This window comes from Delftia sp. GW456-R20 (genome assembly GCF_001622915.1).
Lineage (GTDB): Bacteria > Pseudomonadota > Gammaproteobacteria > Burkholderiales > Burkholderiaceae_C > Comamonas > Comamonas acidovorans.
On sequence record NZ_LWCN01000003.1, the window covers coordinates 582,069 to 594,798 of the forward strand.

Below are 12,730 nucleotides of genomic sequence, written 5' to 3' on the forward strand. Positions count from 1 at the left end.
GCGCTCGCCTTGCCGCCCGCGCCCGGCGCTGGCCACCTCACCCGCCTTCCTCGATCTGCTCCCCATGGTTTCTCTTGCCGCCCTCGTCATTCCGCTATTGGCCCTGTGGCTGTGGTGGCCCGTCCGCCTGATGCCGCGCCGCGCACGCCTGATGGCGGCCGTCGCCACGGCGGCCCTGGGCTGCACGCCCGCCCTGCTGCTGGTGCTGCTGCGCGAGGGCACGGTGGAATACCGCACGCTGGCCTATCTGCAGGTGCCGGGCGGCTGGGTGCTGGCCCTGCTGCTGATGCTGGCCGTCTTCATCGTGCTGCGCGACGGCCTCTGGGCGCTGGCCGCCGTGGCCCGGCGCGAGGACTGGAAGCAGCGCCTGCACGCGCCGCTGCTCACGGCCGGCGCCCTGGCCCTGGCGGGCCTGCTGTCGGCCTGGGGCGTGGCCAATGCGTTGCGCCCGCCCGAGGTGCACGAACGCACGCTGCGCCTGCCCGGCCTGCCCACCGGCCTGGAAGGCCTGCGCGTGGCCGTGCTGGCCGACATCCACGCCAGCCCCATCAACAACGCACGCTATGTGCAGACCATCGTGGACCGCACGCTGGAGGCGCGGCCCGACCTCATCGTGCTGCCCGGCGACATGGTGGACGGCGACGTGGACAGCGGCCGCGCCAACGTCGCGCCGCTGGCGCAGCTCAAGGCACGCTACGGCGTCTGGGCGGCGCCCGGCAACCATGAGTACTACAGCGGCTACGACGCCTGGATGGCCGAATTCCGCCGCCTGGGCCTGAACCTGCTGGAAAACCGCATGCAGCTGATCGATGTGCAGGGCGCGCGCCTGGCGCTGTCGGGCATCGGCGATCCGGCCTATGGCCGCCTGTCGCGCCAGAACACCGACCCGTCCGTGGCCGAAGGCGTGCCACCCGACATCGACACCGTGGCCCGCCAGGCCAAAGAGGCCGGTGCGCAATACCACCTGCTGCTGGCCCACCAGCCCAAGACCGCCCGTGACAATGCGGCCCACGGCGTGGGCCTGCAGCTGTCGGGCCATACGCACGGCGGCCTGATCCTGGGCATGGACCAATGGCTGGTGGCGCCCGCCAATGACGGCTTTGTGCGCGGCGAGTACGAGGTCGGCGCCATGAAGCTCTTCGTCAGCGCCGGCGCAGGCCTGTGGGCCGGCTTTGCCGTGCGCCTGGGCGTGCCGGCCAGCATCGACCTGCTGGTGCTGCGCGGCGCCTGATCCTGCCCCGGAGGGCAGCGTGGACGGCTACCGCGCGAACACCATGCACACCGGGCTGGCGCAGTGGGTGCTGGCCAGCGGGCGCCAGGCGTCATCCCGGGCATGGCAGACGATGCTGTCGCTGTCCTCGTTGAGCACATAGAGCAGGCGCCCATCGGGCGAGGCCGTGAAAAAGCGCGGCGTGCGCCCGCCCGAGGCGAAGCCGCCACTGGCGTGCAGCAGCCCCGTCAAAGGATCGACATCGAAGACCGCAATGCCGTCAGCGCCGCGATTGGACACCAGCACCTGCCGGCCGTCGCGCAAGACCTCGATGCCCGCCGCCCGGCTGTTGCCCACAAAGCCCTCCGGCAGGGTGGACAGGATCTGCAGGCCCTGCAGCGCCCCCGTGGCCGCATCGAAGCGGCAGGTGAGCACGGTGTTGTCCAGTTCGTTGACCACATAGGCGCAGGCCAGCGCAGGATGGAAGGCGATATGCCGCGGGCCCGAGCCTTCGCGGCAGTCCAGCCAGGGCTGGGGCGCAGGCACCAGCCGCCCGTGCTCGAAGGCGAAGATGAAGATCCGGTCCTGCCCCTTGTCAGGCACCAGCACGAAGCGCCCGTCCGGCGAGAAGGGGTTGAAGTGCGGCTTGGCAAACGGCTGCTCCTTGCGATGCGGCCCGGGTTGGCCCGGTAGCGCAAGCCGCTGCTGCACGGAGCCCAGGCGCCCGTCCGGTGCGATCGGCATCACGGCCAGCGTACCGCCTGGCCCGCCATACCCCCGGTGGCCGTCGCTGGCAGCCGGCTCGCCCAGATGGTCGGAGACCACCAGCTGCCGTCCGCCCGGGGCGATGGCCAGGTGCACCGGGTTGCGCCCGCCGCAGTCCCGGGTCTGCAGCAACGCCAGGCGGCCCGTTGCGGCATCGCGTGCGAAGACGCTGACCTCATGGCCATCGCCATGCACGGTGTAGAGCCGGGTGCCGGCTGCATCGAGCGCCAGGAACGAGGGGTTGGCAAGCCCGTCCACGGTCTGCAGATGCTGCAGGCCGCCCGTGGCTTCGTCCACGCGATAGACGGTGATGCCCTCGCCACGTGCGTCGCGCTCGCGCGTGGTGCGCGAACCCACGTAGGCGTACAGGGAGCGCGACGCTGAGGTGCTCATGCCGATGCGCCCGCCAGCGGTGCGACGGCCGCGCCCTGAATGCCATGGCGCTGCAGCGCCTCGGCCACAAAGCCGCAAGCCTTGGCCTCCTCCACAAAGGCCGCCAGCACGCGCAGGGCCTCATCGCCCCGCCCCTTGGGCAGGCCCATGGCCTGCTGGATCACCATGAAGCGGCCCGGCAGCAGGCGCAGGCCGGGCAGGCGTGCGGCATCGGCCTCCAATTGCTGCTTGACGCCGGCGGCCACGTCGGCCGTCGATTCCACAAAGGTCTGCACCACGGCGGGCGAGGACACGGCGCGCTCTATCTGCGCATGCTTGAGCTCGCGGCTCAGGTACAGGTCATAGGCGCTGCCCTTGCCGACCACCACGGTGTGCCCGGCCCGGTCCACCTGGGCGTTGTCGGTCAGCGGCGAATCCTGGCGCACCAGGTAGCTGCCCTCGATCAGCACATAGGGCGCGGTAAAGCCGATGCCCGCGCCGCGCACGGGGTCCACGGCGAAGAAGCCGAAGTCGGCCTCCTCGCGCGTGACGGCATCCACCGACTTGGCGGCCGTATCGAAGACCACCAGCTCCAGCTCCAGCCCCAGCTGCTGCGCAAGGCGCCGGGCCAGGTCGATGGACACGCCTGCGGGCTGGCCATCGGCCTGCAGCCGCGCAAGGATAGGATTGCCGGTGTTGATGGATGCGCGGATGCGGCCAAGCGGCGCGAGGGTGGACAGCAGCTGGGAGGAAAGGTTCATGGATGGCTCGCTTCAAGGGTCAACGGGATGCCCGCCGGGGCGTGGAAGAGGTAAGCGAAGGGGTACGCGAAGGTTCCGGGGACGCTGCGCCGGGACCGAGGAGATCGCTGATGCTGGCCAGGTTGCGCAAGGTGCTCGCCAGGTGCTCGCGCATGGCGAGGGAGGCTTCTTCGTTGCGCTCGCGCCCCAGCAGTTCCAGGATGTTCAGATGCTGCTCGCAGTGCTCGCGGTAGCGCGCCCGGTCCTGCATGGAGCGGTAGGACAGCAGGCGCCGCACGCGGTTGACGCGGCGGATGGTGTCGATGAAGAACACGTTGCCCGAGGCCTCGACCAGGGACTCGTGGAAGTTCACCCCCCGGTCGTGGATGCGGTCGGCCGGGTCGGTGGCGATGCCGCCTTCGAGCAAGTGGATTTCGGCCGCGCGGCAGCGTTGCAGCACGGCGCGGTCCAGCCGGTAGCCAGGCTCCAGCAGCGCGGCCGGCTCCAGCGCCATACGCAGGCGGTAGGACTGCAGCAGGCTGTCGGGCGTGGTCAGCATGGCCGCAAAGGTCCAGCCGTAGCCGGGCTTGCGCTCGATCCAGCCCTCCTGCGAGATGCGGTTGAGCACGGCCGCCAGTTGGGCCTTGCTCAGGCCGTAGCGCGTGCGCAGCGCGGCCTCGGTGACGGATTCGGGCAGGCTGGCGCGCAGCCGGTCCTCGGCGATGCGAAAGTAGATGGCTTCGGTCAGGTCCTGGTCGCCGGCCGCCGCCTCGGCCAGCAGTTCGGCCGGAATCCGGTCATGCGGCAAGGCCAGGAAAAACCCCCGGTTGCGCTCGCGCCGCACCACACCCTGCTCTTCCAGCTGCTGCAAGGCCTCGTTGACGGGCTGGCGGGAGACGCGCAGTCGGTCGGCCAGGCCCTGGGCGGCCAGGTGGGTTCCGCTGTCCCATTGCTCGGAACGGGCCAGTGCCAGGATTTGCGAGCACAGCTGGGTGGAGGTCTTCATGCCCCCATTGTCATGCCATGCCACATCAGCGCCCGGCCGCCTGCCGCAGGATGGAAGGAATCACGCCGCCGCTGCGCAGCAGCCCGGCCTCCAGCTGCGTCTCCACGGCGGCCGTGGCCTGCAGCGCCTGCACGCTGCCATCGCCGCGCAGTATGCGCACGGGCACGGCGCAGCGCGGCGCCAGGGCGTCGGACGGTGCATCGATCTCGATACGGTCGCCCGGCTGCAGCGCCAGTTCCTGCGGCCCCATGCCCGCAGGCAAGCGCAGCGGCACGATGCCCATGCCGATGAGGTTGGAGCGGTGGATGCGCTCGAAGCTCAGGGCCAGCACGGCACGTATGCCCAGCAGGCGCTGGCCCTTGGCGGCCCAGTCGCGCGAGGAGCCCGTGCCGTAGCGCTCGCCGGCCACCAGCACCACGGACTGGCCCGCCTTGCGGTAGCGCTGAGCGATGTCCCACAGCGGCGCTATCTCGCCCGACGGCGCATGCAGGCCATGGGCCACGGGGGCACCGGGCGCCAGCAGGTTCTTCAGCGTCTTGCTGTGAAAGGCCGCCCGCACCATCACCTCCCAGTTGCCGCGCCGCGACGCGAAGACGTTGAGATCGGCCCGGTCGTCGCCGCGCTCCACCAGGAAATCGGCCACCAGGCTGTCGGGCGGTATGGCGCTGGCCGGCGAGATATGGTCCGTGGTGATGTCGTCGCCCACCACCAGCAGCGGGTGGGCCTGGTAGCGGCCCAGCTGGCTGCCCTCGGACAGCGCGGCAAAGGGCGGGCGGCGCAGCGCGGTGGACCGCGCGTCCCAGGGAAACAACGGCCCCTCGGGCGCCTTCAGCGCATGCCAGGCCGGGTTGAGCGTGGCCCGCGCGAAGTCGCGGCCGAAGTCCTGCGGGTGCAGGCCCAGCGCCAGCGCCGCCTGGACTTCCTCGCGGGTGGGCATGAGGTCGGCCAGGAACACGGGCCGGCCATCGGCCAGTTGCTGCACGGGCTCGAGGCGCAGGTTGCGGGCCGCGTCGCCGGCCAGGCCGAAGGCGATGACCAGGGACGGCGACATGATGAAGCTCAGCTCGATGTCCGGATGCACGCGGCCCGGAAAATTCCGGTTGCCCGACAAAATGGCCACGGCCTTGGCCTGGCCGGCGCGCTGGGCCTGGCGCACCGGCTCCGTCAGCGGGCCGGGGTTGCCGATGCAGGTGGTGCAGCCGTAGCCCACGATGCCGAAGCCCACGGCCTCCAGGTCCTGCAGCAGCCCGGCGCGCGCCAGATAGGAGGCAGCCGCCGGCGAGCCCGGTGCCAGCGAGGTCTTGACCCATGCGGGGACCTTCAGCCCCAGCGCCCGCGCCTTGCGCGCCACCAGCCCGGCGGCGACCAGCAGCGCGGGATCCGAGGTATTGGTGCAGCTGGTGATGGCGGCCAGCGCCACGGCATGGCGCGGCAGCCCGGCCTTCGCGCCGGACGCAACAAAGCCCACGGCCTGCAGCGCGCGGGCGCTGTCGCCATAGTCCAGCAGGTCCTGCGGACGGCGCGGACCGGCAATGTGCCAGCCCACGGTGTCTAGGTCGATCTCGATCTGGCGTGTGTAGCGCGGCCGGGCCTGCGGATCGAACCACAGGCCCTGGGCACGCATATAGGCCTCGACCAGGGCGACGCGCTGTGGGCTGCGGCCCGTGGCGCGCAGGTAGTCAAGCGTCTGGCCATCGACCGCGAAGTAGCCCGTGGTGGCGCCGTACTCGGGCGCCATGTTGGCCACCACGCTGCGCTGGCCCGCCGTCAGCGTGGACACGCCGGGGCCGAAGTACTCGACGAACTCGCCGGCCACGCCCAGGGCGCGCAGCCGCTGGGTGGCGACCAGGGCCAGGTCGCTGGCCTGCACGCCCGGGCGCAGCGCGCCGGTCAGCCGCACGCCGATGACATCGGGGATGCGCAGCATGGTGGGCATGCCGAACATCACGGTCTGCGCCTCCAGCCCGCCAACGCCCCAGCCCAGCACGCCGATGCCGTTGACCATGGGTGTGTGGCTATCCGTGCCCAGCATCATGTCGGGCACGGCCCAGAGCCTGCCGCCGCGCTCCTCGGTGGTCACCACGGTGGCCAGCTGCTCCAGGTTGATGGTGTGCATGATCCCCGTGCCGGGCGGGTGGATGGTCACATGGGCCAGGGCCCTGGAGGCCCAGCGCAGGAAGCGGTAGCGCTCGGCATTGCGCCGTATCTCGTGCTCCAGGTTGGCCTGGGCGGCGCCCGGCGCTGCATAGGCCTCCACGGCCAGCGAGTGGTCCACCGACACATCGACGGGCAGCACCGGATTGAGCACGGCCGGATCCACGCCCTCTTCGTGCAGGGCATCACGCATGGCTGCGATGTCGACCAGCGCCGGCGTGCTGGTGGTGTCGTGCATGAGCACGCGGCCCGGCTGGAAGGCGATTTCGGCCTCGCTGCTGCCGTGATTCAGCCAGGCCCGCAGGGCAGCCACGGCAGCGTCCCTTTCCTGCCCTTCCATGTGGCGCAGCACGTTCTCCAGCAACAACCTGAGCACCATGGGCAGGCGCGGCAGGCACTCGCCCAGCACGCCCGGCACATCGGCGGCGTGGTAGCGGACTCCGTCCAGTTCAAGGACGCGGGAAAAGGGGTTCTCGGTGTTTTCCATAGCTGATATTTTGCATATTGAATTTCTAAAATGCAATCAATCGACTTATCTCGCTTTCCCTGAAACCCTGGCCACAAGGCCGCCAAGGAGTTTTGACATGTACGCTCCCTCCCGCCGCAGCTTGCTGCGCAGCCTGGGCACCGCGCTGCTCGCCGGCCTCATTGGCCTCATCAGCCTCATCGGCAACCTGCCCGCTGCGGCCCAGGACGCGCCGCAGCGCAGCATCACTCTTGTGGTTCCCTTCACGGCAGGCGGCGGCGTCGACGCCATGGCCCGGCTGCTGGCCGAGCGGCTGCGCGTGACGCTCAAGCAGCCGGTGGTGGTGGACAACAGGCCCGGCGCCAGCGGCATGCTGGGCGCAGGCGCCGTGGCACGCGCGGCGGGCGACGGCCACACGCTGCTGCTGGGCTCGGCCGGCGAAACCGCCATCGCCCCGCTGGTGCACCAGGGCCGCATGCCCTACCAGCCGTCCCGCGACCTGGCGCCCCTGACCCTGGTCACGCGCGTGCCCAACGTACTGGTGGCCTCGCCCGGCCTGCCGGCCGGCAACATCGATGAACTGGTGCGCCTGGCCAAGGCCAGCCCCGGCAAGCTCGGCTACGCCACCAGCGGCGTGGGCAATCCCCAGCACCTCAATGGCGAGCTGCTGCAGTCGCTGGCCGGCATCCGGCTGAACCACGTGCCCTACCGGGGCGCGGCCAACCAGCTGGTGGACGTGTCCTCGGGCGTGGTCGAACTGGCCTTCGTCAGCTACGCGGGGGCCGCGCCCTTCATCAAGAGCGGCCGTGTCAAGGCGCTGGCGGTGACTTCAGCGCAGCGCGCCAGCTTCGCCCCCGGCATTGCCGCCATTGCCGAGTCGACGGGCCTGGCCTCCTACGACCTGGACAACTGGTTCGGCCTCTTCGCGCCCGCCTCCACGCCGCCGGCCGTCCAGGCGCGGCTGCATGCGGCGGTGGTCAATGCGCTCAAGGATCCCGCGCTGGCGCAGCGCCTGCGCGAACTGGGCGGCGAGCCCGCCCCCATGTCCCAGCAGCAGTTCAGGGACTTCATCGCCGCCGAGACCGCCAGGTACGCCGCCATCGTGACCTCGGCACGCATCGTGGCCGAGTGAGGGCGCGCGCCCTTTCCCGGCATTTGCCTTTCCCTTCAGAAAACCACAGGAGACGACATGCAGCTTCATCCCGCGCTGGCCGCCACGGCCGCCGCCATCCTGGTCCTGGCTTCGGCCACGGCCCGATCCCAGACCGCCCCCGACGGCTACCCGGTCCGCGCCGTCACCATCGTCGTGCCCTTCGCAGCCGGCGGAAACACCGACGTCAAGACCCGGCTCGTGGCCAGGCAGCTGGCGCAGATACTGGGCCAGCCCGTGATCGTGGACAACAAGCCCGGCGCCAGCGGCAACATCGGAATGGAGTTCGTGGGCCGCGCCGCAGCCGACGGCTACACCATCGCCATGGGCAGCTTCGGGCCGCTGGCCGTCAATCCCTGGATCTACCCCAGGCTCAACTTCGATCCCAAGACCTTTGTCCCCATCATCCTGCTGGAGAAAAGCCCGCTGGTGCTGGTCACGCCCGCCGACAAGCCCTATCGCAGCGTGGCCGATGTGGTGACGGCCGCCAAGGACAGGCCGGGGCAGCTGAACATCGCCAATGCAGGGCCGGGCGGCGCGCACCATCTCTCGGCCGAGCTTTTCGAGGCGGCGGCAGGCCTGGACATGGTCGGCGTGCCCTTCAAGGGCGGTGGTCCCGCCGCCACCGCCCTGCTGTCGGGACAGGTGGACCTGATGTTCGAGCAGACCGGTGCGGCCGCGCCCTCCATACAGGCGCGCAAGATCCGCGCGCTGGGTGTGACCTCGGCACAGCGCCTGGCCATGCTCCCTGACGTGCCCACCTTCGCCGAGTCCGGCTTCCCCCAGGTCACCGTCTCCAACTGGATGGGCTATGTGGCGCCCAAAGGCACGCCGCCCGAGATCGTGGCCCGGCTCAACAAGGCGTTCGCCAAGGCCATGGAGCACCCGGAAGTCCGGGAACGCATCGTCTCCCAGGGCAACGAGTTCGGCGGCGGCAGCAGCCAGGAGTTCGCCGCCTTCATCGACAGCGAAGCCGCCAAGTGGGGCCGGCTGGTGAAGGAGCGCGGAATCCGAAGGGACTGAGCGAAAGGCGGGACCTCCCCCCACCCCCGACCTATCCCTCATTGACCAGCAACGACAGCGCATGCGCCTCGGTAGGCAAAGGCACGTCCCAGCGCTGCAGCAGGCCGAGCAGGGCCGCGTTGGTCAGCGTGGTGTCTCGCGCGCGGTTGCGGGCCAGCAGGGTTGGGCGGCTGGCTTCCAGGTGCACGAGTTCCACGCGGGCGCCGTAGGCCAGGCACAGGTCCACGGTCTTGCCGCGCATCTGGCGCGACAGGTGGGTGGCATTCCAGACAAAGGGCTGGCCCGCGCGCAGCAGGGCCTTGGCCTTGTCCACGGCATGGTGGGCGGCCGCGCCCTCGTTCTGGCCGTGGCGCAGGCCCAGCTCCGTACGCGCATCGTCGAAGGAGACCACGGGCAGGTCGCCATGGTGGGCGGCCACCCAGGTGTTCTTGCCGCTGGCCGGCAGGCCGCACATGACGATGGCGCGCGAGCCGGCCTGCTCGTGCAGCGCATAGTCGGGATGCAGCTGCGCGCCGCGGAAGTAGCGCACCGCCGTCTCGGCCGAGGCAAAGCGGCGTGGCGTGCGCAGGCAGCCCTCTTCCAGCGCGAACTCGCGCACCAGCTCGATGTTGACCAGCACGGACGCAATGTCCGGGCAGATGCGCCCGCGCATGTCGGCCCGCGCCAGCAGGGTGAGCAGGTGCAGGTCCACCTGCCAGGACAGCTCGCGCACGATGAACTCGGGCGAGAGGCCGCGGCGCGAATCGGCAAAGGCGAAGAACGGCACCTGGTGCACGGCGATCAGGCGGCAGATGGCCTCGCGCTGGTCCACGGGCGCGCCGGCCTCCCAGAGCATGAGCCGCGCATCCAGCGCACCCCGGCGCGAGTGGCCGGGCTGGCCGATGCGGCCGTCCTCGCCCACCACGGTGGTCGAGCACTTGGCCACGTCGTGCAGCAGCGCGGCCAGGAAGACCGTCTCGCGCTCGGTGGCGGTGAGCGCCGCATGGTCGGGGGCGGCCAGCAGCTCGCGCACCACCATCTGCGTGTGCGTCCAGACATCGCCTTCGGCGTGATAGACCGGGTCCTGCGGCGTGGTTTTGGCCTGCTCCAGCTGGGGGAAGGCGGCCAGGCAGGCCGCGAAGTCGGGGTCGGCGCCGGGCTGCGGCACCAGGGACTGGATCTGTTTCCAGTTCGTCATGGAAATCTCCTTGCGATGGGTCTGCGCTGCAGGCCTCACCAGCTTTTTGAAATATCGGCCGCAAAGATGTCTGCGCCTTCGCGCAGCCCGTTGGGGACGATGGGCCGCTCGCTGTGGTGCGAGCCCGAGTCGAGGATGACCTGCACGAAGTCCGGCCGCACGAACTTGTAGCGCGCCACGGTCTGGCCGTCCTCCTCCACCTTGAGGTAGAGGCCTTCGGCCAGTTCGGAGCCGTCGGTCTGCCGCCAGCACAGCGGCAGGTCCAGCTTCTGGCGGACCACCACCTGCTCGAAGGCCTGGCGCCAGCGCGCGCTGCGGCCCAGCGAGGGGGCCAGCAGCGCCAGCAGGTCCTGCATGCGCCGGGGCGCCGCCCCGCTGTAGAGCACGGGCACCGAGACCACGGGCACGCCGGCCAGCAGGGCATGGCGGCGCGGCGTGTCCAGGAAGCACTGCGCCGAGCGGTCCCAGATGTCGAACTCGCAGAACCAGTGCGGCAGCGCGTCGTAGAACAGCGAGTGCTTGGCATACATCCACTCGCCGAACACCTGGTAGCGGTCGTCCAGCAGGGACAGCAGCGCGCCCTCATGGGCCTGGGCCCATTGCTTGAAGAGGTTGAACTGGCGCTCGCGCCCGCCGGGCCGCTCGCTGTCCAGGTAGTGGCCGCGCGACTGCAGCAGCAGCTGGCCGTCGCCGGCAAAGCTCAGCGCGGCGTTGGCGCCGTCGAGTTTTTCCTCGACGACGATGTGCCGGCCGGCCAGCCGCTCATAGGGCACGGCGTCGTCCTGGTCACCGGACTGCAGGCGCGAGCCGCGCAGGTGCGGCGTGCGGGGGTATTTGAGGATCTCGACGCTCGAAAGAAAGTGAGCGCCTTGGGCAATGGATGGGGTCATGTCGTGCTTTCCGAAAACGATGCAGCACCCCACGGCGACATGCCGTGGAGCGGGAAAAGCCGACGACGACGCCAGGCGCCGCAATGCAGGGGATGCAGCGACAGCGCGGCCTGGCCCGTGGTGGCCGGGCCGGCAGGCTGTCGAAGGGGAAGATGGCAGGACTGTCGGGGCCGTCCGCAAACCGGACGGTCAGCCGCAAGCCCTCAAAAGGCCACGCACCGCAGCGCACACGCAAAAGACATCCGGGGCAAGGCCAGGATCAGCGTGTGACGAAGTCGTTCAGCAGGAAGCTGTGCGGCGGGGCATGGTGCACCTCGAAAGGGTGAGGGTGGATGGGAGGGGTGCGAGTCTATCGCCCGTTGCCCCGCAGGCACAAGCGGCTGCGCACCATGCCGGGCCGATTGTTGGCTGCTAGCCACGCACGGCGGACTTGAAGGCGGCGCCCAGCGCATCCAGTGCCGCGCGCGGCCGGCCTTCGCGCACGCGGGTGTGCAGCAGCACGGGCAGGCGCGGCAGCGTGGGCAGGCCCAGGCGCGGGCCCACGTCCACGGCGCCCAGGGCCAGCATGCGCGGCGCCAGCGCGGCCACGCCCAGCCCCGCCATGACGGCGGCCGAGACAGCGGCCACGCCGCCGCCCACGAACACCTCGGTCCACGGCATGCGGGCCGTATCCAGCAGTTGCCCGGCCATGGCGCGCACGCCGCAGGGCTCGGCCAGCGTGGCCAGCGGCAGGGGCTCGCCCGCGCGGTGCTGCCAGCCGGGCGCGGCAAACCATCCGAAGGGCTCCTCGGCCAGCAGCTCGCCGTCGTCACGCCCGGCATGCGTGCGAACGATCACCGTGTCGTACTCGCGCCGGTCAAACCCCTGCAGCAGCGGGCCGGACGATGCGATGCGGATGTCGATCAGCAGTTGCGGGTCCTGCGCATTCATGCGGGCAATCAGGGCCGGCAGCTCAGGCCCGGCCACATGGTCGCTGATGCCGATGGTCAGCCGCTGGCGCGTGCTGACGGCCAGCGCCAGTGCGCGCTCATGGGCCTGCAGCAGTTCGCGCGCATGGGGCAGGAAGTCGGCACCCAGCGCCGACAGCTGCACGTGGCGCGGCGTGCGCTCGACCAGCCGGCAGCCCAGCCGCTGCTCCAGCCGCTTGAGCTTGAGGCTGACGGCGGCCTGCGTGGTCTGCATGGCTTCGGCCGCGCGCGTGAAGCTGCCCAGCTCCGCGATGTGCACGAAGCTCTGCACGGCATCCAGGTCGAGGGGTCGTTGAATCATTGCAATTCATTATTACTGATATCAGCAATCATGGCTTTTCAAAATAGCTGGCACGGCCTACCTTCGAGGCTCCCACAACGCAAAGCAACGCAACTCAACTCAACGCAAAGGAGCCACACCATGCCCATGACCCGGATCAACATGCGCGCCGGCAAGTCCCCCGCCTACCGCCAGGCCATCTGCGACAGCCTCTACCGCGCCATGCGCGAGACCTTCAACGTGCCGGAGGACGACCAGTTCATGACCATCACCGAGCATGACGGCGACAACTTCCGCTACGGCGCCTCCTACCTGGGCGTGGCGCGCAGCGACGATCTGGTGCTGGTGCAGCTCACGGTCAGCAACACCCGCAGCCTGGAGCAGAAGAAGGCGCTGTTTAGCCGCATCGCCGAGCTGCTGGTCGAAAGCCCCGGCCTGCGGCCCGAGGACGTGTTCGTCAACCTGGTCGAGGTGGACAAGGAGAACTGGTCCATGGGCCACGGGCTCGCGCAATACGCAACTTAAGACA

General features: G+C 70.2%; 11 protein-coding genes. 4 read left to right on the plus strand and 7 right to left on the minus strand.

The window, feature by feature from the left end:
- Positions 1 to 64 precede the first annotated feature (64 nt).
- Entirely contained in the window at positions 65 to 1,231 is a 1,167-nt protein-coding gene (locus tag A4F85_RS03915) for a metallophosphoesterase (RefSeq protein WP_063325958.1), read from the plus strand.
- A gap of 27 nt (positions 1,232 to 1,258) precedes the next feature.
- Here the strand turns inward: A4F85_RS03915 and A4F85_RS03920 are convergent, their stop codons facing one another.
- The 4 genes from A4F85_RS03920 to A4F85_RS03935 are packed head-to-tail and all read right to left on the minus strand — an operon-like array spanning position 1,259 to position 6,734.
- A complete protein-coding gene (locus A4F85_RS03920) occupies positions 1,259 to 2,368 on the minus strand; it encodes a lactonase family protein (protein ID WP_063325722.1) in 1,110 nt (369 codons plus the stop codon).
- Positions 2,365 to 3,108 (minus strand): ABC transporter substrate-binding protein, encoded by a 744-nt coding sequence (locus A4F85_RS03925; RefSeq protein WP_012206352.1) that lies wholly within the window; start codon positions 3,106 to 3,108, stop codon positions 2,365 to 2,367. The genes A4F85_RS03920 and A4F85_RS03925 overlap by 4 nt, the downstream gene beginning before the upstream one ends.
- A 19-nt stretch (positions 3,109 to 3,127) precedes the next feature.
- Positions 3,128 to 4,093 carry a GntR family transcriptional regulator gene (locus A4F85_RS03930; RefSeq protein WP_063325959.1) on the minus strand — a complete coding sequence of 322 codons (966 nt, stop codon included), beginning with the start codon at positions 4,091 to 4,093 and terminating at the stop codon, positions 3,128 to 3,130.
- 25 nt (positions 4,094 to 4,118) lie between these two features.
- Positions 4,119 to 6,734, minus strand: a complete 2,616-nt coding sequence (locus A4F85_RS03935) for an aconitate hydratase AcnA (protein WP_063325723.1) — start codon at positions 6,732 to 6,734, stop codon at positions 4,119 to 4,121.
- 97 nt (positions 6,735 to 6,831) lie between these two features.
- Here A4F85_RS03935 and A4F85_RS03940 point away from each other — a divergent pair, with 97 nt between their 5' ends.
- Positions 6,832 to 7,845: a Bug family tripartite tricarboxylate transporter substrate binding protein gene (locus A4F85_RS03940; RefSeq protein ID WP_197485443.1), complete on the plus strand. Its 1,014-nt coding sequence runs from the start codon at positions 6,832 to 6,834 to the stop codon at positions 7,843 to 7,845.
- Between the two features lie 57 nt (positions 7,846 to 7,902).
- Positions 7,903 to 8,886 (plus strand): Bug family tripartite tricarboxylate transporter substrate binding protein, encoded by a 984-nt coding sequence (locus A4F85_RS03945; RefSeq protein WP_034395452.1) that lies wholly within the window; start codon positions 7,903 to 7,905, stop codon positions 8,884 to 8,886.
- A 31-nt stretch (positions 8,887 to 8,917) separates the two neighbouring features.
- On the opposite strand, the gene A4F85_RS03950 is transcribed toward A4F85_RS03945, so the two are convergent.
- The 3 genes from A4F85_RS03950 to A4F85_RS03960 form a co-directional block, all read right to left on the minus strand.
- Positions 8,918 to 10,063 (minus strand): AAA family ATPase, encoded by a 1,146-nt coding sequence (locus A4F85_RS03950; RefSeq protein ID WP_043822814.1) that lies wholly within the window; start codon positions 10,061 to 10,063, stop codon positions 8,918 to 8,920.
- Positions 10,064 to 10,098: 35 nt separating this feature from the next.
- On the minus strand, positions 10,099 to 10,953 hold the full coding sequence (locus tag A4F85_RS03955; protein ID WP_063325724.1) for an RNA ligase family protein: 855 nt from the start codon (positions 10,951 to 10,953) through the stop codon (positions 10,099 to 10,101).
- A 411-nt stretch (positions 10,954 to 11,364) separates the two neighbouring features.
- A complete protein-coding gene (locus A4F85_RS03960; protein ID WP_012206359.1) occupies positions 11,365 to 12,222 on the minus strand; it encodes a LysR family transcriptional regulator in 858 nt (285 codons plus the stop codon).
- A 120-nt stretch (positions 12,223 to 12,342) separates the two neighbouring features.
- On the opposite strand from A4F85_RS03960, the gene A4F85_RS03965 reads away from it, so the two are divergent.
- Positions 12,343 to 12,726 (plus strand): tautomerase family protein, encoded by a 384-nt coding sequence (locus tag A4F85_RS03965; RefSeq protein WP_034395446.1) that lies wholly within the window; start codon positions 12,343 to 12,345, stop codon positions 12,724 to 12,726.
- Positions 12,727 to 12,730 lie beyond the last annotated feature (4 nt).